Genomic DNA, 20,869 nt, shown 5'->3' with positions numbered 1-20,869 from the left:
CACCGTCACGCTCAATCCTGCGCCACCCCCACCCCCTGGCCCCTCCTCACAAGGGAGAGGGAAAAGCGCCTTTTTTTCAAAGCGTTGGTGTCAGACCCGGACGTGTGGATCCGCTAGGCCTTCTTCCGGGGGTGATCAGGCCGACACATCCGGCGCTGCGGAGCACGCGCCGTCTACGCGAGGAGGGGAGAGCATGGAGCAGCGCCCGTTTGGTCCCGTGCCGCGCGCGGTGGCGGTGATGGGCCAGGGAACGTGGTACATCGACGACGCGTACCGGCCCACCGCGGTCGCGGCCCTGCGCCGCGGCCTCGACCTCGGCATGACTCATGTCGACACCGCCGAGATGTACGGCGACGCCGAGATCGTGGTCGGCGAGGCGATCGCCGGACGGCGCGAGGAAGTCTTCCTCGTCTCCAAGGTCGTGCCCAGCAACGCCTCGCGGGCCGGGACCGTGGCGGCCTGCGAGCGCTCCCTCGCGCGCCTGCGCACCGACAGGCTGGATTGCTACCTTCTGCACTGGCCCGGTCCGCATCCGCTCGCGGACACCTTCGCCGCCTTCGAGCGGCTTCGCGAGCAGGGCAAGATCCTGTCCTGGGGGGTGAGCAACTTCGACGTGCCCGAGCTGGAGGCCGTCTGGAAGGCCGGGGGCGAGGGTCGGATGGCCTGCAACCAAGTGCTCTACCATCTGGAGGAGCGGGCGATCGAGCACGCGGTGCAGCCCTGGTGCGAGGCGCACGGCGTCGCCGTCGTCGCCTACAGCCCCTTCGGACACGGCAGCTTCCCGAGCCCGCGCACGCCGGGCGGCCGCCTGTTGGAGAGTATCGCAGCCCACCACGGCGCGACCGCCCGTCAGGTCGCACTGCGGTTCCTAGTGCGGCGGCCGTCAACCTTCGCGATCCCGAAGGCATCGAGTCCCGAGCACGCCGCCGACAACGCGGGCGCGAGCGCGCTGTCGCTGGCGGAGGCCGAGCTCGCTCGGCTCGACGCGGCGTTCCCGCTCGGTCCGCGGCCGCGTCGTCTGCCCATGCTGTAGGGCCGTGGTGCCCGCGCGGCCGGAGCCGGCCGCGGGCGATCCCATTCCAGGCGCTGCCGGCATCGTTCGCCTGGAGGAGGTCGCACTCAGCGCTGAGGTAGGAAGCCGATCGGTTGGCGCTGCGGGCCCTCCTGCTTCAGGGTGCGCACCATTTCCTCGTAGTCCCGCTCCATCTCGGGGGTGACCGAGGGCCGGGTTTCGCGGGTGGCCTGCTCGAAGTGCGCGCGCTGCACCTGGGTAGCCTCCAGCGATTCGCGCAGGGCCAGCAGTCCGGCACGGCGGGTGAGATCCTCCAGATCCGCGCCGGTGAAGCGGGCGGTGCGCTCCGCGATCACGTCGAGATCGACGTCGTCCGCGAGCGGCATGTCCTGCGTATGAATGGCCAGGATCCGGCGACGGCCCTCGATGTCCGGAACCGGTACGTAGATGAGTTCGTCGAACCGTCCCGGGCGCAGCAACGCCGGATCGAGCAGATTGGGGCGGTTGGTGGCCGCCATCACGACGACGCCCTGCAGTTCCTCCAGCCCATCCATCTCGGCGAGGATCGTGTTGACGACGCGCTCCGTGACGGCAGGCTCGCCGAGAGCCCCGCCCCGCACAGGTGCGAGGCTGTCGATCTCGTCGATGAAGATCACCGTCGGGGCAACCTGCCGGGCCCGCTGGAACAGACGCGCGACCTGCTGCTCGGATTCGCCGTACCATTTCGACAGGAGGTCGGAGGATTTCGTCGCGACGAAGTTCGCCTCCGCCTCCCGCGCCACCGCCTTGGCCAGTAGCGTCTTGCCGGTACCGGGTGGCCCGAACAGCAGGAAGCCCTTGGCCGGCCGGATGCCGAGGCGGCGGAAGGCCTGCGGCGACCGCAGGGGCAGCTCGACGCCCTCGCGCAGGCGCATCTGGGCTTCGGCCAGGCCCCCGACATCGTCCCAGGTCACGTCCGGAACCTGGATCATGATCTCGCGCAAAGCCGAGGGCTGAATCCGTTTCATTGCCGAGTAGAAGTCGTCGCGCTCGACGCTCAGGCCCTCCAGGATCTCCGCCGGGATGCCATCGCGCAGGTTCACCGCCGGCAGGATCCGGCGCACCGCATCCATCGCGGCCTCGCGCACCAGCGCGCCGAGATCGGCCCCGACGAACCCGTAGGTGGTGCGCGCGACCTCATTCAGGTCGACATCCTCCGCGAGCGGCATGCCGCGGGTGTGGATGCCCAGGATCTCGCGCCGGCCCGGCTGATCGGGCACGCCGATGATGATCTCGCGGTCGAAGCGGCCGGGACGGCGCAGGGCCTCGTCGATGGCGTCGCGCCGGTTGGTAGCGCCGATTACCACGACGTTCTGGCGCGGCTCCAGCCCGTCCATCAGGGTAAGGAGTTGCGCCACGATCCGCCGCTCGACCTCGCCGGTGACCTGCTCGCGCTTCGGGGCGATCGAGTCGATCTCATCGATGAAGATGATCGAGGGCGCGCTCTGGGCGGCCTCTTGGAAGACCTCGCGCAAGCGCTGCTCGGACTCGCCGTACCGGCTGCCCATGATCTCGGGGCCGGCGATGTGGAAGAAGCGCGCCTCGGTCTCGTTGGCCACGGCGCGGGCGAGCCGCGTCTTCCCGGTGCCGGGCGGACCGTGCAGCAGCACGCCCTTCGGCGGGTCGATGCCAAGGCGCTGGAACAGCTCCGGGTGGCGCAGGGGGAGCTCGACCATCTCGCGGATCTGATCGACGATGTCGCCGAGGCCGCCGATATCGTCGTAGGTGACGTCGGCGCGCCGCCCATCCTTCGGCTCCTCAAAGAGCGGCCGGAGCTCGATCTGCGTCCCCTCCGCCACGTAGACGATGCCGCGGGGCTGGGTGGCGACGACGACGAGGCGGATCTCCTGCAGGCCGTAGGGCGGGCCCTCGAGATAGGGACGCAACTCCGGCGGAACGCGCGGGTCGGACGCGGCGCGCGACGGGGTGGATGTCGAGATGACGTCGCCCGAGACCAGCGGCCGCCGGAACAGGGTGCGGCGCAGGGCCTCGCCCGAACCCTGCAGGCGCATGTTCTTCTGGGCCGGCGCGACGGTGACGCGGGCGGCAGGTCGGATCTCCGCGGGGTGGATCTCGACATGGTCGCCGCTCGCCGTGCCGGCATTGACGCGCTGGAGCCCGTCGAGGCGGACGAGGTTCAGGCCCTCGTCTTCATCATAGGGACCGACCGCGATCGCCGCCGTGTGGCGCTTGCCGACGATCTCGACCACGTCGCCCTCGCGCAGGCCGAGTTGGATCAGGGCCGCGTGGCCCAATCGGGCGATGCCCCGCCCCGAATCCTGGGGGCGTGCATTGGCGACCTGCAATCTGAGCGCCTGCTCCTCGGCTTCAGCCATCTGAACACCCGGGCGGGACCTCTGTCATGAGCACATTTGATCAACCGTCTGGTCCCCGGTTGATTCGGCCCGGGTCAGGAAATCCCTACGATACGACGACCATGGCGGCTGCGTCGTGTCGCGACGGCCCGAAGCGACGCTACTGTCATGACGTACTCTTCTATGGACGTAGAGGTGAATTGGGCCGGCCGGCACACGTTTCAGCCGGAAGATCCCCTAGGGATTCTCCGCGAAGAGCTGTTTTCTGGGGCCGAGCAAGAACTTAATGCGCAAGGACGTTAGAACCGCGTCACTCCTACGGGAGTTTCCGGATCGTCTTGCGAGACGTAGGTCGTCACGTTCCCGCCCCTGCATTGTTTCAGCCCCCCGCACTACGCTAACCTCGACGCACGTCTCCCACCTTTCCGTTCAAATTTGCGCGCCTGTGCAGATGTGCAGCCCTGCTATCGTGCCTTTCTATCGGTGTTCTCGACGCAACGACCGTTGCCGAACCTACAGTCCCATTGCGTGAGGTAATTGAAATACAGGTTCATGATAGTAAGAATGAAGGTGAGTGGGGGATTTTACAGTAGGATGTGTACCATGAATATTTCATCGTTTCTTGCTTCTATCGTCCCGATCCTTGTGTGGGCGAGCACTGCAAACGCTGAGACCGTTATCCGGCCTGCTCCTGGACAAGGTGGTAGTATTATCCTAGGAGATGTGGCTGGCTCGGGTTATTATACCTTAGAACAGAACGGGTTTCATATCGTAATCACGCTTACTAAGGATGATAGTCGACCGGTTCGCTTCGAGACCGTGCTGACGCAGGGGCAAAGCATCACGCTTTCAGCACCAAACAAACTTGGTTCCAAAGCAGATACAATTAAAATCAATCGCGTGGGAGACACACTGGTTGTTAATCAAACACCCTAAACGTGGATTTTATTTGTTTTATAGCACCTTTCTAGCGGGCTGAAACGAATGTGTTACAACGGGACCGCACGCTGGCGGACCTCAGGCACAAAGGGTGTATTACGCTTCGTCATGTCTCCATCTTCCAAAGATTTGGAGCATTCAGGAGCCCCGGCTGCGACACACGCTATCCGCCGTGCTTGCGCCTTCGCGGAGGGCAAAGGCTATGGTGGCCCGATGCTGGGTGTTCGCGGTTGAAGCAGCGGCTTACGCGGATCGACCCAGGCCCAGTGGGCTTCCTCAATCCGGCCATGCCCATTGAACACAGACCGCACCTAAGCTGGTATTGATCCATGCTGCGCATCGCTAAGATTTGATCGAACACTGCCACGGTCGAGCTGATGGGGCTCTCGCCCTAGATTGCTGCCTTGCTGTGTGCCGAATCGGCATCTGACGTAAGGGGGATCCGGCTATTACGCTGAACAGCGGGCATCATCTGAAGTCGCTCTGGAGAGGAGGATTGGGATGGAAGGGATCCATGTCTAACACCGGTCAAGTGAAGCCACCCGCCGCCGACGGCCCCGGTAAGCGCGTCTCGAACCAAGGCGGCCCCGACCGAGCTGCAGATGCGGCCCCGGAGCCCCGTGTACCCAACGAGGATTTGAAGAAGCGCCAAGACCAGTTGCTCGACGAAGCCGTCGAAGAGACCTTCCCGGCGAGCGACCCCATCGCGCCAAAGCGCATCATTGAATAGGCGCCGAATAGGTTAAGTCACCTCACCGAACGGTCCGAATGGGCAAGCCCTATTGGAACGCTGCCTCTTTCATCCGCGCTTGGGAACAGCGCGCGTCGGCATTAGCGGCAAGACCCGGTTGGAGGTTGCACGTCCGCTTTGGGACGAAAGGTCAAGGTCCGATTGCCACCCCAAGCCGAAGTTGCCTAGGGTCTGGACTCGATCAGCACCAGAACGCGATGACGGCGGCGAGAGCGACAGCTGAGGCGTAGTTACGGGCGAGCTTGTCGTATCGTGTGGCGATGCGGCGGAAATCCTTGAGGCGGTTGAAGGTCGCCTCGATCCGCCAGCGTTCGCGGTAGCGGCGCTTGTCGTGGCGGATCCTCTTCTTCCGACCGCGCTTGCCCGGGATGATCGGCGTGATGCCCTTCGCGCGCAGGTCAGCGCGCAGCCAATCGGCGTCGTAACCCTTGTCGGCGCTCAGGCGGCGGATCCGGCCGGGGGCCTCAGCCAGCACGGCTGGAGCTGTGGTGACATCGCTGGCGTTGCCGGGCGTCAGCAGGAGGACGCCGGGCCGGCCGAGGACGTCGGTGAGGGCGTGGATCTTAGTCGTCTGGCCGCCGCGCGACGGGCCGATGGCTTGCGCACGCGCCCCCCTTTGCCGCCGTGGGCCGAACGGTGCGCCCGCACGTAGGTGCTGTCGATGGCCGTCGCCTCGCCCGACCATCCGGCTTGGGCCATCGCCGCCAGCATGGCCTTCCAGAAGCCGCGCCGTGACCACCTGTTGAAGCGGTTGTAGACGGTGGTACGTGGGCCATACGCGGCCGGGCAGTCGCGCCAGCGGCAGCCAGAGGTGAGTACGTGCAGGATGCCGGAGATGATCTGCCGGTCGTCCTTGCGCGCCGGTCCGGGTTGATCCTTCGGCATGAACGGTTCGATCACCGCCCACTGCGCATCCGAGAGCCAGAACAGCTCCGCCATCGTCGCCTCCGTGCTGCACGCGGCGGCCCTGAATCACGAAAGCGCAAAGCTCGCAAGAGCTTGGTGCGGTTCACACCCTAGCGGGCCACGGATGACCGCTTTCAGGAAGCACTGGCGGCTCTCCGCACGACTGGCATGGGTCGCTACAAGACCGTCCGCTTTTCCAGCGAGCGTTCTCCGAAGCGGCCATTCCGCTTTCGGCCAGACTACGCCACACCGGATCGCCGACGGGCGCAAAAGCGGTCGTTCGGCTTTGCGCCCATTGCTGCCGTACAGCACTGCTCGACGTTAGCCCGCAAGCAGACCTCGTGGAGGCTCGCACCTGCAGTCTAGGTCTTGCAGGCAGGTGAGGATCGCTGCTGGCGTGAGATCCTCACACGCGAGATCATACCACAGTGCCTGATCCGTGACGCCGCACGAGCAGCCGGCGAATGACCCAGCCGATAACGGCTTGACGACCGCCCAAGGCCAAGGGTCTGCGCTCAGAAATGGAAACGTTGCGTTTCGCCGGTTTCCATATTCGACGCTGACAGGATCACGCAATGTGCTTCCGGTGACGCGTCGTCAGGGCGCATCCCGTCTCACCCGGTCGGGCTTGGCCAAAACAGGAGAAAGAGTGATGAGCTGGCACAGTGCGGATGATCCGGTTCCGGGCGACCATTTCAGCTGCGACGCGATCCAGACCTTGATCGTCCCGCGCTCGCGGGACCTCGGCTCCTTCGCAGTGCGCCGCGCATTGCCCTCGACCGAGTGTCGGATGGTCGGGCCGTTTATCTTCTTCGACCAGATGGGCCCCTCCGAGTTCCTGCTCGGCACCGGGATGGACGTGCGGCCCCACCCGCATATCGGTCTCTCGACCGTCACCTACCTGTTCGACGGCGAGATCATGCATCGCGACAGCCTCGGTACCGCGCTGCCGATCCGGCCGGGCGAGTTGAACTGGATGACCGCCGGACGCGGCATCACCCACTCCGAGCGCACCGCACCGACCCTTCGGCAGACCGGCTCGAAACTGTTCGGGATCCAGAGCTGGGTTGCCCTGAGTTCAAAGGACGAGGAGACGGCGCCAGCCTTTGAGCACTACGACGCGCCGTCGCTACCGGTCCTGACCGGCGAGGGCAAGACTGTCCGGCTGATCGCGGGCGAGGCCTTTGGGGCGCGCTCGCCGGTGCGGACCTCAAGTCCAATGGTCTACGCCGACGTGGCGCTGGAGGCGGGCGCTGTGCTCCCCCTTGATCCGACCTACGACGAGCGGGCAATCTACACGGTCTCGGGCGCTATCGAGATCGCCGGCGACGGCTTTGGGCCCGGGCAACTGTTGGTATTCCGCCCCGGTGACCGCATCAGCATCCGCGCCACGGAAGCTGCCCGGTTCATGGTACTCGGCGGCGAGCCGATGGACGGGCCGCGTCACCTATGGTGGAATTTCGTATCCTCGCGGCCCGAGCGGATCGCACAGGCCAAGGAGGATTGGCGCCAGGGCCGGTTCGATACTGTGCCGAACGATGCCGAGTTCATCCCACTGCCCGAGGATCCGCCTCCGGTCCGCTATCCGTGAGTTGACGCCAGCGCCGCCCCCGTTCACGGCGGCGTGATCGCGGCTCATACAAGGTTCCGCGGACCATCGCGGGCGCTCCCGCACGCACGAGGTTGGACAACGCCATGGCTGTCGAAGCGTCCGGCGCGGGAAGCGATCTCGTGCAAGTCGTCGCCCTGCTGGCGGCGGGGGTCGTCGCCGTGCCGCTGTTCAAGCGGCTCGGCCTCGGCTCGGTCCTCGGCTATCTTCTGGCGGGGCTGGCTATCGGCCCCTTCGGCCTCGGCCTGTTCAATGACGCCCACGCCATCCTGCACGTCGCCGAACTCGGCGTTGTGATGTTCCTCTTCATCATCGGGCTAGAGATGGAGCCCTCCCGGCTCTGGGGCATGCGCCGGGCGATCTTCGGGCTCGGCCTTGTTCAGGTCGGTGCCTGCATCGCCGCCCTCACCCTGGTCGGGATCGGCCTGGGGTTCTCAGTCACCGTGGCCTTCGTGGCCGGCACCGGCTTCGTGCTGACCTCGACCGCCATCGTCATGCAACTGCTGGAGGAGCGCCGCGCACTCTCCACGCCGAAGGGCCAGCGGATCGTGGCGATCCTGCTGCTCGAAGACCTCGCCATCGTTCCCCTCCTCGCCATCGTCGCGCTGCTCGCGCCAGGCGGCGTCGAGTCGAGCGGGACGGAGCGCGCTGTCGCAATCGCCATCGCCCTGGGCTCGGTCGCGGCGCTTGTGGCCGCGGGTCGCTGGCTGCTCAACCCGCTGTTCCGTATCCTCGCTGCCGCTAAGGCGCGGGAGGTAATGACGGCTGCGGCTCTTCTGGTAGTGCTCGGCTCGGCGCTCGCGATGCAACTCGGCGGCCTCTCCATGGCGATGGGCGCCTTCCTGGCCGGCGTGCTCCTCTCAGAGTCGAGCTTCCGCCACCAACTAGAGGCAGATGTCGAGCCGTTTCGCGGTATCCTGCTCGGCTTATTCTTCCTCGGCGTCGGCATGTCGCTCGACCTAACCGTGATCGCGGCGAATACGGGCCTAATCCTCATGGGCGTCGCCGCCTACATGGCCGTCAAAGCCCTGCTCATCTACAGTGTCGCCCGGCTCTTGCGCGCCTCGCACGCCGAATCGCTGGAGCGCGCGGCCCTGATGGCCCAGGGCGGCGAATTCGCCTTCGTCCTCTACGCGGCGGCCGCAAGCGCGGGCATCATCGACGGCACGACCAACTCCGTCCTGACCGCGACCGTCATCCTGTCGATGGCGATCACGCCCTTGATGGTGATCGCCTTCGACCGGCTCGTGCCGAAGGCGGTGACCTCGACTGACGGCGTTGATGCGCCGGAGGACCTCGTCGGGAGCGCCCTGATCGTCGGGTTCGGCCGCTTCGGGCAGATCGCCAGCCAGCCGCTGATCTCGCAGGGCTGCTCCGTATCGATCATCGACACGAACGCCCAGAACATACGCCTTGCCGAAGGCTTCGGCTTCAAGGTCTATTACGGCGACGGCACCCGGCTCGACATCCTGCGCGCGGCGGGCGCCGAGACCGCACGGGCGATCCTGATCTGCGTCGACGATCCCGCGATGGCAAAGCGCATCGCCGAACTCGCGAAGGCCGAGTTCCCCCTGGTGCCGGTTCTCGCCCGCGCCCGCGACCGGGAACATGCGGTCGCGCTCATTGAGGCCGGAGTAGCCTACCAGATCCGCGAGACGGCCGAGTCAGCCCTGGCACTGGGCAAGCAGGCGCTCCTGACGGTCGGGGCCGAGCCTGAAGTGGCGAGCGCGATCATGGAGCAGGTTCGCCGTCGCGACACGGAGCGGCTCGATCTGGAAGTCGTGGGCGGCATCTACGCTGGTCGAGAACTGCTCCAAGGCAACATGGAAGGCTCGGCGCACATGGTAGGTTAGCACTGCAAGCGACTTGGTACTTGGCCAGGAAGCGGACGTTCGGCGCCGCGCCCATCTCGGTCATTCAGCCCGTTTCGAGAAAGCGCCGAAGCGGACATCCCATCAGAAAAGATCCCGGGCCGGAAAAGCTCCTACACGGTGAAGATTTTCGCGCCTTCGACCGGTCGCCGCTCGCAGGCATCGGCACGGATCAGGCTGGCGCTGACCGCGAAGGTCCCGCCATCGACCAAACGCTCGCTGATGCGGTGCTGCACAATGATCTTGAACACCGATCGAGGAGGTCGTCCCGAGCGCCCGCGCTTCATCCGGAGCAGCCACGCTTCACAGCCCCCTCACGGGTTGCTCGGCACCACGGCCCCGATGCTTGCCGCCCGACCTTTCAGCCTTGCGGCGGCCGCGGCGTAGCCTCCGCCAGCGCCATCGATGAAGTGCATGTGCCCGCTGCCGGGCACCGGAGGGCTGATGCAGGTCAACTGCGCAGCCAATTGCCGCTCCAGGCCGAAATGGCAGATCCCCTGCGCCTCGGCAGCGGTGAGCTGCGCCTCCAGCTGATCCGCGAAGACCTCGGTGCAGTCCAGTGTCATCCGCAGCGCATCATCGTATTTGCGGAAGTCCGTGTTCCCGACGATCTCGTGCCGAAGCACCGCGGGATCGAACGCTCCTAACCTCAAGCCTGTGCGATAGATCAGGTATTCCGGAATTGATCGTGCTACGAGGCGAAGCTTGCGCCAGAGGCGGCTCCTACGAGAGCCCGGCACGGCGCGCAGTTCAAGATCCAGCCCCGCCCACGGTCCGCGCATCTGCGGTCCCTCATCCTGCATCGGACGTGCGACCTCGTCACTGATATCCAGGCTGTGCAGGATCTCCTGCACGAGTTGCCGGAAGGCCGGCGCGTCGCCGCTGTGCTGCGGCACAAGCATGAGCGAGAGCATCAACGCGTGGCGGGGACGGATCTCCTGCCAGCGGCAGGAGAGGCCGGTCAGGTCAGGCTGGCTGCCGGGCTCGGCCGGCGCGACGGCATAGTCGCCGGCCTTCATGGCGGCTTCTGCCCAGGGAAGGCCGCCTCCGCTGAACATGGCGTAGGACACGTGGGGACTGGGCGCGTAGCGCGCGACGCGCACGTCAAGCCCGCGATCGCGCACGGCTGCGACCGGCAGGAGAGCGGTGCGCAGCTCGAGTTGCAGCGCCTCACGGACCCAGACGGCCGTTGCCGCCAGCGCGTCTCTGGCGGTGTCAACGTCTTCCGAGGCAATGGCGAGGCTTGCTCCGTCACCGCCGAAAACGAAGGGGAACTCGCGCCGGCCGAGGGCATTCGAAACGGCCGCGATGGTGGCGGCGCCGGCCGCATTGACCGCCTTGTAGCGGCCGAGCCCGATCTGCTGCTGGGAGCGGACGACATCGGCCACACCGAGCCACCAGGTCGCGGGCAGCGGCCGATACAGGCCTGGATCCATTAGGCTGGAGAAGGCGGTGAACCGGGGCAGGCTTCCGTAGAAATCAGGGGCCGTGCGGCGGATGGCGGCCCCGCCCTGCCGAGCTGTACCTGCCGATTTCCGCATCGCCGCCATCGCCCTGCTCCCCGGCGCAGCCTCCGGCCGCGTGACGCGCCCGGATCCCGGCACCGACATCATCCTCGGTGGAACCACCATCACCACGGTTACGTGCACGCTTTCAGGCGAACGCGCTACGGTGGCGACACACTCGCGACCGCTCCGCGCAGGAGCGAGCCACACCTCTAACGCGCTTGCGGTTCGCGTTTCGATATTCGCGCGGTGTCTTCGGGACGAATGGGGCGGGGGTGCCGTCACTCAGTCCCTCGTCGCAGCAGGCGGTGGTGTCACGAGATGGGCCGACCGGCCGCCGCTGCGTGTGCAGCGGCGGCCGGTCTCTGGCCGAGGGCTCAATGAGCCGGGATGGATGCTTGGTCAGCTACAGACGCGCTCGTGTCCGAAGAACAAAGGGTTGTAGACGAAGCGGCAATCCCCGAAAGCCGAGCTGAGGAAGTAGCTGCCCGCGGGATAACCCCAGTCGAACCCACCGAAGCGCCGACGGACGCCACGGTGGTGGAAGTATTGATGGTGGCCGAACCCGCCGTACCCGTATCCGCGATGGCCGAAGCCGCCATGATGGCCGAACCCGCCGTGATGGCCGAAGCCGCCGTGACCGACCCCGCGGGCGTCGGCGCTGGCAGCACCGCCGGCCAGTGTCGCGAGCGCGAGACCCGCGACCATCATCGTCTTCGTCGAAATCGTCTTCATCGTGCTTCTCCCTGTTGGGGTGACAGCACGTTGCGCCCGACGATGGCCGGCCGCTGTGACCCCGGTCACAAAGACCCGGACGCGCGGCGCGGGATCTACGGCAGGGGCGCAGGCTCGCGCTTCAACCAAACCTCGATGGGTTGGGACCGTCCACGGATGGCCGCTATCCGCCGCTCGTCGAAGAGGCCGCCCGGCTCAACGATGCCGGCAGCCGTCAGGAGATCGGCGCTGACGGCGAGGCGGGCCTTGGCCTCCGACGCCACGGCCAGCAGGCGGCTCGCGACGTTGACGGTATCGCCCGTCGCCGTGACCTGCTGATTGGTGTCGCTGCCGAGACGCGATAGGATCGCCGGTCCGGAATGCGCGCCGATCCGCACGTCGAGCGCACGTCCGGCGCCCGCCAGTTCGGGATCGCGCTCGATCCAATCGCGGGTGCGCGCGATGAGATCACCGGCTGCCCACACGGCGTTTTCCGCCTGCGCGGGATCGGGGTCCAGCGCGCCGAACACGACCATCGCACCGTCGCCCATGAAGTTGACGACGAGACCGTTGTGCGACGAGGCGGTCTCGTCCACGAGATCGTGGAACGTCTTGAGGAGGGCACGGGTGCGGACCGGGCCGAGGCGCTCACTCTGGCCGGTGAAGCCGGTCAGATCGATGAAGAGCACCGGGATCTCGCGCGTAAGCGGTGCAGCCAGATAAGTCGGGTCCCAGGCGAGCCGTTCCGCGAGCGCGGCGGGTTGAAGCCGGCGCAGGGCCTGCTCCGATCGCGCGAGCCTCAGGCCCTGGCGGCGATCCAGCGTCTGGCGGGCCACCGCGCATAGGAGCGTCGGGAGGCCAGCGGCTGCGAGCGGCAGGGCGGCGCTCAGCCAGATGCCCTGGCTGAAGGCGACGGTGCCCAGAGCGAACCAGGCGGCCAGGAGGAGGATCACGAGGATGGCTGCCGGGAGTGGAGGGGCCAGCGCGATCAGGAGCACGGCAGCGCCCGCGAGAACCACGGCCGCCACCCCGTCGAGCCGCCGAACGCGCGCATCGCGCACGAGCCCGTCGCCCGTGGTCAGATGGGCGATGCCGGTCGCGAGCAGTTCGACGCCGGGCATCACGGGATCGAACGCCGTCGCGAAGGTGTCGCTGCCCCCGAGCGCCGTCGCGCCGATCACGACGATACGGTCCGCCAGAGCGGCGACCGGAGCCGTGCCATCGAGAAGTGCGGCGGCGCTCACGGTCTGGATCGTGCGCCGCGGCCCGTAGGGACGGAGCGGAAGATGATAGCCGAGGTCGAGCCGGATGACGGCAGGCCCGATGCGTACCTGTCCCTCGGTCAGGACCGGATCGCTTCGGGCGGCCAGGGCCGCTGTGCGCAGGACAAAATGAGCCGCAACGCCACCGTCCGCCCTGGCAACGAGAGGAAGGTGCCGCGGAACGCCGGCGGCGTCCTCGGAAAGGTTGACGAGTCCCGTCAGCGCGGCCGCGCCGATCGCCGGGATCGGGCGGTGCACGGCGGTGGCGACCGGGATGCCCCCCTCGTTCGTGGCCTCGTCGAACACGGCTGCCGCCGCCAGGACGGCAGGCAGCTTGCGGAGGGCGGCGGCGAGGGCACGATCCGCCTCCGGCTGGCGCCCGTCTTCCAGGAACAGGACATCGACGGCGAGCGCGCGGGGGTGGGCGGTGGCGATCGCTTCGATCAACCGCGCCATCGTCGCGCGCGAGACGGGAAAGCCTCCTTCCCGACGGACGATCGCGTCGTCGATGGCGACGATCGCGACATCATTGGGCGGCGTGCGCGGACCGGCCAGCCGCATGCGCAGGTCCGTCGCCGCCGCCTCCACGTAATCGAGCGGCGTCGCCTGTCCGGCGATGTGCAGGTGCGCGAGCCAGCCGCTCCACCCCAGCGCGGCCACGAACACGAGGAGGGCGAAGCCTCGCTTGGTCCGCCGGGAGGTTGGGATCGACTCAGGTCCCGGCTTCAGACCCGCGGCTCTCACCGCCCGAAGCGCTCGAGCAGGCTTTTGACGCGCTCCTGCGGCCACCGTCGCACGTCCAGGGGGCCCTGATCCTCACCGACATCGACGCCCTCACCCGGGCCCAGTGTGACGGCCACGGCCGGGGTGTTCCGGCGCGCGACGGCGACGCGGCCCCGGGCCACGAAAACCGACGTCTTGGCGGTGGTCACATCGACGGCGTACATCGTGCCGCGCACGGAGGCGATGGCGTGGGGGGTGAGGATCTGGAAGCCGCCCCGCCGCGTGTTCGAGGGCGGTGGCAGGGTCACGAGTACGGCGCTGCCGTTGATCTCCGCCCCCTCAAGCTGCCCGTCGCCATCCCGATCCACGGGCCGTAACGGGGCCCCTCGCTCGGCTTCGAGGGTGAGACCGTCGGTGCATCGCAGGATCCGCAGAGGCGGGTCGAAGCGGGTCGATTCCGTACAGCGCGTCTGGGCGTGGGCGGTGACCGGGACGACGACGGCCGCGAATGCGGCCGCGACTCGCGCGAGAGGCCTCATATGGTGGATCCCTTCCGTCGCCTCAGATCCGTGAGGGCTCGCCGAGGGCCGCCAGACGCGGCGCGACCTTCACACGCACGCGTGAGCGCCCAAGATCGATGATGCCGGACCGACGCCAATCCTGAAGGACGCGATTGACGCTTTCCCGCGCCGCACCAACGTACGCGGCGAGCTCTTGCTGTGTCACCTGGATTTCTGCGCCGTAATCCTCTGACAGCATAACCAGACGCCGCGCCAGCCGAGCATCGAGGGGAAGGAGCGTGGCCTCCTCCATGCGCTCGCTCATCCAGCGCAACCGTCGACACAGGAAGCCGATGATCCGCGCCGCCAGGGTCGCGTCGTGCGACAGGAGTTCGAGGAAATCCCGCCGGTCGATGACGAAGAGATCCGTCGCCTCGAGCGCGATGGCCTCTGCGGTGCGGGCATGGCCATCGAGCAGGGCGATCTCGCCGAAGACATCGCCCGGGCCGAGGAGGTTGAGCGTCACGGACCGCCCGTCCTCGGTGCCGGTGGCAATGCGGATCTGCCCGCGACGGATCGCGTAGAGGTCATCGCCTGGATCCCCCTTCTGGAAGAGGATCTCGTGACGCGCAACGCTACGCATCCGGCAAAGGCCGGCGATGGCTTGAAGAGCGTCTTGGCCCAGCTCGGCGAAGAACGCGTTGGCGGCCAAGAGCCCGACAAGCCTGTTCGGCGCGATCACGACATCCTCTCTCGACTGCGCCGACCCAGGCTCGTGTGCGCTCCGCAAAGTTTTCCGCGGCGCAGCCTCGTGTCAGCATGACGCCGCACCGTGTCGCCTCTGACCGGCCGGCGGGTCCGTGACAAATCTCACAGCGCGGCTCGCCACCCCGTCCCACAAGGCCCAGCTATTGGCCAGCGATCGGCGTGTGGCTGCCACCGCCTCTCGGGGTGACTCGATCCAGGTCGCCCGCTGAACCTCCGGACGGCCCTGCTCGGTTGGAAGTTCCTAGAGCCAGGATGCGGCTGTGACCGAGGATCGGTTCGCCACGAGGCTTTGCAGAAGATCGGACTAAGACGCATCTCCGACCGCAAGATCGACGACAATCGCGTGGGGGTGAACGGAGCCTCTCATGAGACGCGCGGCCTGCAGAACCGCGAAGATCTCTGTAACGCATTCGGGGGCCGAAGCGAACAGGCCCTCGTGAACTTCAGCCCGCGCTTCCGGTGTGACGACGATCACAGTCGCGGAGGTCGAAGGCATGGAACATCCACCCGAATTCCTGCGGATTAGGATAAATTTCGCGAGACCCGCAGTGTTGGCGGAATAAACCGTGCCGTTTCTCAGCAACGGCTGCGGAGCAGAAGAAGGATGTTGCCTATCATGAGCCAGTCTCGTCGCGAGGACCGCGATTCATCCCGGCGCGCGCAGGAGAACCAGCAGCGCCTGGTCGCCGAGCTGCGGTCGCAATACGATGTCATCATTTGCGGAGCCGGATCCTCGGGCTCGGTCGTGGCGCGGCGCCTCGCAGAAAATCCCGACCTGCACGTGCTGCTGATCGAAGCCGGAGGGAGCGACGATGCCGAGACGGTGCTCGACCCTGCACAATGGCCGGCCAACTTGGGCAGCGAGCGGGATTGGGGATTTCAGGCGCAGCCGAACCCGCACCTGAACAATCGCGCCCTGTCGATGTCGATGGGCAAAGGTCTCGGGGGCGGCTCCAGCATCAACGTGATGGTCTGGGCGCGCGGACACCGCAGTGACTGGGACTACTTCGCTGCAGAGGCTGGCGATGCGGGGTGGAGTTACGACAACGTCCTCCAGATCTATCGTCGTATCGAGAACTGGCAGGGTTCACCCGATCCTCGGTATCGCGGCGATGCCGGACCGGTCTGGGTCCAGCCCGCCTCGGATCCCAGCCCCATCGCACACGCGATGCTCGATGCGGCCCGCGAGGTCGGCATCCCGACGTTCGCGCATCCGAACGGCGTGATGATGGAGGGGCCGGGCGGCGCCGCGATCTCAGACATGCTGGTTCGCGACGGCCGGCGCCAATCGCTCTACCGGGCCTATGTCCACCCTTGGCTCGGCCGCCCCAACCTGACGGTCCTCACCGACACGACCGTGCGGCGCGTCCTGTTCGAGCAGCAGCGCGCGGTCGGCGTCGAAGTGGTTCGCGCCGGGCAGGTCCTGGAGATCAGAGCCCGGGCCGAGGTGGTGCTGTCGCTGGGCGCCATCCAGACGCCCAAGGTTCTGATGCATTCCGGCATCGGGGACCAGGCGGAGCTGACGCGCTTCGGCATCCCGGTGGTGCAGCACCTGCCGGGCGTCGGACAGAATTTTCAGGACCACGTCTCGTTCGGATGCATCTGGGAGTATGCCGAACCCATCGCCCCCCGTAACAGCGGCAGCGAGGCGACCCTGTACTGGACGAGCCGCCCCGGGCTCGATGCGCCGGATGTGCTCTTCTGCCAGGTCGAATTTCCCGTGCCGAGCGATCGGACCGCGGCGCGCGGCGTGCCCGCGCAGGGCTGGACCATGTTCGCCGGTCTGGCGCACCCAGCGAGCCGCGGCCGGCTTCGGCTGACGAGTGCCGACCCCTTGGTGCCGTTGGCGATCGAGGCCAACATGATGTCCGATCCCGCCGATATGTCGACGGCTGTCGCCTGCGTGGATCTGTGCCGCGCGCTGGGCAACGCTCAGGCGTTTCGGCCGCATGTCCGCGGAGAGGCCGTGCCGGGCGACATCAAGGGAGACGCGCTCGAAGACTTCATCCGTGATGCTGCCGTGACCTATTGGCACCAGAGCTGTACGGCCAAGATGGGCCGCGATGCCCTATCGGTGGTCGATGCATCGTTGAACGTCTACGGTATCGACGCTCTGCGCATCGCGGATGCTTCGATCATGCCGCGTGTGACGGCGGGAAACATTCAGGCCCCTTGCGCCATCATCGGAGAGCGGGCGGCACAGCTGATCGCCCGGGCTCACGGCCTGTGATCACCCTGCGGGTCGCGGCCCGGCATGGTTCTGAGGCTGCCGGGCCGCGTTCTTCTCCTTCTGGCGCCACACTTCGTCGTAGTGATCATCAGACTGGCGGTCGCGAATGACTTTCCAAACTCTTGAACGCAAGCTGCGGCAGATGGGCGATGAGGCAAGAAGCCTTGCCGCGATCGGTGCAGCCTTACGCCTGCGGCAAGAGGCACCGGACGTTCATCCCGAAGTCGCGCGCCGGTTGCTCGACGTGGTTGCCGCCGTGGTGCCCGGCGGCCTCGACGACCTTGATCAGGCGCAGATATTCGCGTCCCTGGCATCTGTCACGCACGCCCTGCAAGAAGCGCGGGATCTGTTGGAGTGTCTGGAACGACCGCCGGTTTGGCAGGTCCGCGATCCTGCGATGTTGCAGGCCCAAGGCCAAGCCTCGCGCGTCGTCGTACGACGCTTGGCGGGCCTGGCAGCCGAGCGCCCAGCGCTTGCAGCCGCACTCACCGGGCGCTTACTGGATGTCGGCACGGGTGTGGGCGGCATGGCTCTCGAAGCCGCAGCGCAGTGGCCCTCGCTGCATGTCGTGGGCCTGGACATCTGGGAGCCGGCCCTCGAACTGGCCCGTGCGAACGTGGCGGCAAGCCCATTCCGCAGCCGTATCGATCTCCGCCTGCAGGATGTGACCCAGGTCGATGATCCAGCCGGCTACTCGCTGACGTGGCTTCCGGCACCCTTCCTCTCTGCGGACGCGGCTCGGACGGCGCTCGACCGGCTGACGGTTGCCCTCGAGCCGAAGGGATACCTTGTTGTCGGGCTCTACGCTCCGCCTCCGGATCCGGTCGGCGCCGCGCTTGCAGCCCTGCGGCTGGCCCGAAGCGGCGGCCACCTATGGTCGTGTGCTGCTATGGAGGCTGAACTTCGCTCCCGTGAGTTTACCGCCATCGAGACCTGTGCGGGACAGCCGGTCACGCTCGTGATCGGACGACGCGCTTAGAACGCTTTCCGTCGAGGCGGTGGCCTGCCGCGATGCGGCGCATTGAGCCAGCCAGTACCGGCCGGGTCTAAAGGCAGCGCAATCTGGACCGAAGATCGGGTAGCGCGAGAGGCGCTGCCGCGTCGCGCCTTCGAATGACTTTCGAAGCAGCGATCCGGTTGATGGCGCGTACTCTGAGGCCTCTGCCTGAACCGCTTCGAGTGGCCGCTCCCGTGCAGTTGCCCCCCAAAGCGGACCGGTGGGTATCGGCCAATCTCGCCCTTTCTAACGCGATCAGATCGCAGGCAAGCAGCGCTTCCGAATGCCAGCGGCGACCGACCGTTGTGGACATCCGGAAATCGCCGTATGCGCGACGGCGATGCCCAGGCGATCAACGCGCACCATCCGGTACGATAGCCTCTTTGACGAGGTCAGCTTGCGGCTCCCGCTGTTCGAGGGCCTCTCAGCCGACAACATTCAGCATCTCTCAGCCTTGGGATTCGGTCGCGGTTTCCTGACAGCTTCCCTCCGAGCGCGCCTGCGCAAAGCAGGATTTCGCGACCTATCTCATTTAGCTCAGTCTTCCCCGGACGAGATCGCTAGCGTCAGAAAGTTCGGACCGGTCCGGGTCGAGCTTATTCGGATTTTCATTCTCGATGAGATTGCACATTGGCTGCCAAGCGCACGTCAGACGCACGCAGTCGCGGCTACCAGGGAACGAAGGCTCGAGCTGTTGTGCGAAACGCAAATCGAACGTCTGGCACTGGACGCCGACATAATCGCAGCGCTCGGGTTCGCCGGCGGCTCTTGTGCGGATATGGCCGGCCGTTCACGCCTCAACCTTCTCGGTACAGGAATTGTGACGCCCATCGAGGTAGACCATTTCGTCATGACGCTCGCCCGTTTTCTGGGAGCGTGCAAGACGACCGCTCATTGCCCCGGCGACGGGGCTAGGGAAGCGCTGTCAGCGGAATTGGAGACAATCGAGGCCCGTCGTGCCGCATTGCTGGCGGACCAGGATCGTGAATGGGAGGAGGCAGCTCCCGCCAGAGATCGGCGTCGGAGTGGCACGGTTCGGAGGGTTTAGGGCAACGACAACGCGGGAGCACGGCAGAATCGTGAGGAAGTGGTCAAGCTAAGCAGTATCGATCACAGAGTTGGATCAAGCTATCTGCAACCGGGCCTCTGAATTTCGGAGAGGGGTGGCAATCGGACATGTCCTTCGCGCATAGGGAGACTACGCGGGCAGGACGAGACAGCCATCGTCAGCGAGGATGAAATCCGGGTTCCAAGCGACCTCCCACAGGAAACCGTCCAGATCGCAGAAGTGCCCGTGATGGCCACCCCAGACTGCATCTTGCGCGTGTCGCGTGATTTGCCCACCGAGAGCTTCCACCTGCGCGAGCACCCTGCCCACCTCGTCGCGGCTGCGTGTGTTGTAGGCGAGCGTGAAGCCCTGAGAGGGCCGGTTCTCCAAGGGCACGCCAGTGTCCTCGGCGAGGTTGGCACGCGGATACAGCGACAGGCCCAAGCCGCCGAGTTGAAAGAAGGCGACACCCTGCGCCAACCGCACGCGCCGGGGCCATCCCAACCCTTCGTAGAAGGCAGTCGCTCGACCGAGATCGGCGACGCCGAGTGTGATGAGGCTCAGTCGTGGTTCCAAGGCCGATGCCCTCCGGCCGTAGGCGCGAAGCCTTTATGGGCCTCTGTCGGTGACAGCCGTCAAGGTCCGCTCCCGGTCGTGAGTCACCGTTGGGTCGCTGCCAGAAAGCCGACGTTCGGCCTTGCGCCCATCGCGGTCATTCAGGAGGCCTCTGCCGCTCCTCCATAACGGACATACAGCGCAACGGCTGTCTCGCCGGATGATTCGCATCAAGGCATTTTGTGGAACGGGACTCCGGGCCGTTCGGATATACTCGTTAGCTTAAGACTGACGGGTCGGGTGACACTGAGCCGACCCGGGGGGGGCTGCAATTCTGGTCTGTGCGGACGGGCGCTGAGTTCGAATCAGGAGCGTGATCCGGTAGCTTCGAAAGCGTTGCAAAATTGTCCTGGGTTGGAGCGGTGGGCCGGTAAAGCGCAGTAGCTATCCGGTATGGCCAGCTCCCCGATCCTGTCCGACCTCGTGAAATCCAGAGAGGTCACCGGTGCGCAGTTGAGCGCCGCGGTCGATGCGGTGCTGGCTAATCCCAAGACCGGCCCGTTCGAGTTGGCTTCCGGCTGGATCATCGACCTGAATGCAGCCGTGAAGACAGACCGGCATGCAATGGCTATCTTGAAGGAGCCTACAGCTAGGCCGGGCAGCAAGCGAGCTGCGGTCAAATCGGCGCTCTTGCTGACGCATCCGGTGAAGAAGTGATCCCTGAAGAAGATCCCGTCGCCGAGGCCATCACCGTCCTCACAACCCGCGGCCACATCGTCGAGCCGGACGAAGAGTTCAAGAACTGGCGCGTGGACGGCGGTGACTAGCTTACTGCTGGGGACGTGCTGGTGCTGGCTATCTATCTGGGCTTGCGTGCCGGGGTTGGGAGGTTCCAATAGCGCCGCGCGTCGAACCCACAGGTGCCCGTCGGCGCCGGAATGTCCGCGTCCGGATCCGCGTTTTGGCGGCGCTCACATCAGAGCCGGCAGCCGCTGCCCAAATCGCTAAACGTACGGGCATACCGGGCTGGGAACGGGGTAGGGAGGCCGCCCTGGCACTGATCCGGCTTGAGGCTGACGGTCTGGCGATCAGAGAGGTGGGTCGACGGCTGGCACCGCGCTGGCG

At 66.4% G+C, this 20,869-nt stretch carries 16 protein-coding genes and 1 pseudogene; 8 read left to right on the top strand and 9 right to left on the bottom strand.

The window, feature by feature from the left end:
* Positions 1 to 193: 193 nt before the first annotated feature.
* Complete coding sequence (locus ACYQPG_RS31280; RefSeq protein ID WP_461232806.1) at positions 194 to 1,033, top strand: aldo/keto reductase; 840 nt, start codon at positions 194 to 196, stop codon at positions 1,031 to 1,033.
* An 86-nt stretch (positions 1,034 to 1,119) separates the two neighbouring features.
* Here the strand turns inward: ACYQPG_RS31280 and ACYQPG_RS31275 are convergent, their stop codons facing one another.
* Complete coding sequence (locus ACYQPG_RS31275) at positions 1,120 to 3,387, bottom strand: CDC48 family AAA ATPase (protein WP_461232805.1); 2,268 nt, start codon at positions 3,385 to 3,387, stop codon at positions 1,120 to 1,122.
* Between the two features lie 582 nt (positions 3,388 to 3,969).
* On the opposite strand from ACYQPG_RS31275, the gene ACYQPG_RS31270 reads away from it, so the two are divergent.
* Complete coding sequence (locus ACYQPG_RS31270) at positions 3,970 to 4,302, top strand: hypothetical protein (RefSeq protein WP_461232804.1); 333 nt, start codon at positions 3,970 to 3,972, stop codon at positions 4,300 to 4,302.
* 517 nt (positions 4,303 to 4,819) lie between these two features.
* Complete coding sequence (locus ACYQPG_RS31265; RefSeq protein WP_461232803.1) at positions 4,820 to 5,035, top strand: hypothetical protein; 216 nt, start codon at positions 4,820 to 4,822, stop codon at positions 5,033 to 5,035.
* Between the two features lie 202 nt (positions 5,036 to 5,237).
* On the opposite strand, the pseudogene ACYQPG_RS31260 reads toward ACYQPG_RS31265, so the two are convergent.
* A pseudogene (locus tag ACYQPG_RS31260) lies at positions 5,238 to 5,941 on the bottom strand (IS5 family transposase).
* 673 nt (positions 5,942 to 6,614) lie between these two features.
* Here ACYQPG_RS31260 and ACYQPG_RS31255 point away from each other — a divergent pair.
* Both ACYQPG_RS31255 and ACYQPG_RS31250 read left to right on the top strand, forming a co-directional pair.
* Positions 6,615 to 7,553, top strand: a complete 939-nt coding sequence (locus ACYQPG_RS31255) for a pirin family protein (protein WP_461232802.1) — start codon at positions 6,615 to 6,617, stop codon at positions 7,551 to 7,553.
* A 104-nt stretch (positions 7,554 to 7,657) separates the two neighbouring features.
* Positions 7,658 to 9,424: a monovalent cation:proton antiporter-2 (CPA2) family protein gene (locus ACYQPG_RS31250; protein WP_461232801.1), complete on the top strand. Its 1,767-nt coding sequence runs from the start codon at positions 7,658 to 7,660 to the stop codon at positions 9,422 to 9,424.
* A gap of 131 nt (positions 9,425 to 9,555) precedes the next feature.
* Here ACYQPG_RS31250 and ACYQPG_RS31245 read toward each other — a convergent pair whose 3' ends face one another.
* The 6 genes from ACYQPG_RS31245 to ACYQPG_RS31220 all read right to left on the bottom strand — a co-directional run bounded on the left by ACYQPG_RS31245 (position 9,556) and on the right by ACYQPG_RS31220 (position 14,888).
* A complete protein-coding gene (locus ACYQPG_RS31245) occupies positions 9,556 to 9,729 on the bottom strand; it encodes a hypothetical protein (protein ID WP_461232800.1) in 174 nt (57 codons plus the stop codon).
* 27 nt (positions 9,730 to 9,756) lie between these two features.
* Complete coding sequence (locus tag ACYQPG_RS31240) at positions 9,757 to 10,992, bottom strand: DUF3095 domain-containing protein (RefSeq protein WP_461232799.1); 1,236 nt, start codon at positions 10,990 to 10,992, stop codon at positions 9,757 to 9,759.
* A gap of 357 nt (positions 10,993 to 11,349) precedes the next feature.
* The gene (locus ACYQPG_RS31235; protein WP_461232798.1) at positions 11,350 to 11,682 is read right to left on the bottom strand and encodes a hypothetical protein; all 333 of its coding nucleotides are present in this window, start codon (positions 11,680 to 11,682) and stop codon (positions 11,350 to 11,352) included.
* 95 nt (positions 11,683 to 11,777) lie between these two features.
* Positions 11,778 to 13,589 carry a CHASE2 domain-containing protein gene (locus ACYQPG_RS31230; RefSeq protein WP_461232797.1) on the bottom strand — a complete coding sequence of 604 codons (1,812 nt, stop codon included), beginning with the start codon at positions 13,587 to 13,589 and terminating at the stop codon, positions 11,778 to 11,780.
* Positions 13,590 to 13,663: 74 nt separating this feature from the next.
* A complete protein-coding gene (locus ACYQPG_RS31225) occupies positions 13,664 to 14,185 on the bottom strand; it encodes a FecR domain-containing protein (RefSeq protein ID WP_461232796.1) in 522 nt (173 codons plus the stop codon).
* A 22-nt stretch (positions 14,186 to 14,207) separates the two neighbouring features.
* Entirely contained in the window at positions 14,208 to 14,888 is a 681-nt protein-coding gene (locus ACYQPG_RS31220; protein ID WP_461232795.1) for a Crp/Fnr family transcriptional regulator, read from the bottom strand.
* A gap of 642 nt (positions 14,889 to 15,530) precedes the next feature.
* Between ACYQPG_RS31220 and ACYQPG_RS31215 the strand changes: the two genes are divergently transcribed.
* Positions 15,531 to 17,144 (top strand): GMC family oxidoreductase, encoded by a 1,614-nt coding sequence (locus ACYQPG_RS31215; RefSeq protein WP_461232794.1) that lies wholly within the window; start codon positions 15,531 to 15,533, stop codon positions 17,142 to 17,144.
* 106 nt (positions 17,145 to 17,250) lie between these two features.
* Entirely contained in the window at positions 17,251 to 18,123 is an 873-nt protein-coding gene (locus tag ACYQPG_RS31210) for an SAM-dependent methyltransferase (RefSeq protein WP_461232793.1), read from the top strand.
* Between the two features lie 1,216 nt (positions 18,124 to 19,339).
* On the opposite strand, the gene ACYQPG_RS31205 is transcribed toward ACYQPG_RS31210, so the two are convergent.
* On the bottom strand, positions 19,340 to 19,765 hold the full coding sequence (locus tag ACYQPG_RS31205; protein WP_461232792.1) for a VOC family protein: 426 nt from the start codon (positions 19,763 to 19,765) through the stop codon (positions 19,340 to 19,342).
* A gap of 432 nt (positions 19,766 to 20,197) precedes the next feature.
* Here ACYQPG_RS31205 and ACYQPG_RS31200 point away from each other — a divergent pair, with 432 nt between their 5' ends.
* Positions 20,198 to 20,461 (top strand): hypothetical protein, encoded by a 264-nt coding sequence (locus tag ACYQPG_RS31200; protein ID WP_461232791.1) that lies wholly within the window; start codon positions 20,198 to 20,200, stop codon positions 20,459 to 20,461.
* The last annotated feature ends 408 nt before the right edge of the window (positions 20,462 to 20,869 follow it).

This window comes from Methylobacterium sp. CM6246, assembly GCF_054818005.1.
The sequence above is the reverse complement of the archived record's forward strand: the minus strand, read 5'-3'. Positions and strand labels throughout refer to the sequence as shown.

Bases quoted from the DNA above. Each gene is read 5' to 3' on its own strand.
- ACYQPG_RS31280 (WP_461232806.1), top strand. From the start codon at position 194: ATGGAGCAGCGCCCGTTTGGTCCCGTGCCGCGCGCGGTGGCGGTGATG.
- ACYQPG_RS31275 (WP_461232805.1), bottom strand. From the start codon at position 3,387: ATGGCTGAAGCCGAGGAGCAGGCGCTCAGATTGCAGGTCGCCAATGCA.
- ACYQPG_RS31270 (WP_461232804.1), top strand. From the start codon at position 3,970: ATGAATATTTCATCGTTTCTTGCTTCTATCGTCCCGATCCTTGTGTGG.
- ACYQPG_RS31265 (WP_461232803.1), top strand. From the start codon at position 4,820: ATGTCTAACACCGGTCAAGTGAAGCCACCCGCCGCCGACGGCCCCGGT.
- ACYQPG_RS31255 (WP_461232802.1), top strand. From the start codon at position 6,615: ATGAGCTGGCACAGTGCGGATGATCCGGTTCCGGGCGACCATTTCAGC.
- ACYQPG_RS31250 (WP_461232801.1), top strand. From the start codon at position 7,658: ATGGCTGTCGAAGCGTCCGGCGCGGGAAGCGATCTCGTGCAAGTCGTC.
- ACYQPG_RS31245 (WP_461232800.1), bottom strand. From the start codon at position 9,729: ATGAAGCGCGGGCGCTCGGGACGACCTCCTCGATCGGTGTTCAAGATC.
- ACYQPG_RS31240 (WP_461232799.1), bottom strand. From the start codon at position 10,992: ATGGCGGCGATGCGGAAATCGGCAGGTACAGCTCGGCAGGGCGGGGCC.
- ACYQPG_RS31235 (WP_461232798.1), bottom strand. From the start codon at position 11,682: ATGAAGACGATTTCGACGAAGACGATGATGGTCGCGGGTCTCGCGCTC.
- ACYQPG_RS31225 (WP_461232796.1), bottom strand. From the start codon at position 14,185: ATGAGGCCTCTCGCGCGAGTCGCGGCCGCATTCGCGGCCGTCGTCGTC.
- ACYQPG_RS31215 (WP_461232794.1), top strand. From the start codon at position 15,531: ATGAGCCAGTCTCGTCGCGAGGACCGCGATTCATCCCGGCGCGCGCAG.
- ACYQPG_RS31210 (WP_461232793.1), top strand. From the start codon at position 17,251: ATGACTTTCCAAACTCTTGAACGCAAGCTGCGGCAGATGGGCGATGAG.
- ACYQPG_RS31200 (WP_461232791.1), top strand. From the start codon at position 20,198: ATGGCCAGCTCCCCGATCCTGTCCGACCTCGTGAAATCCAGAGAGGTC.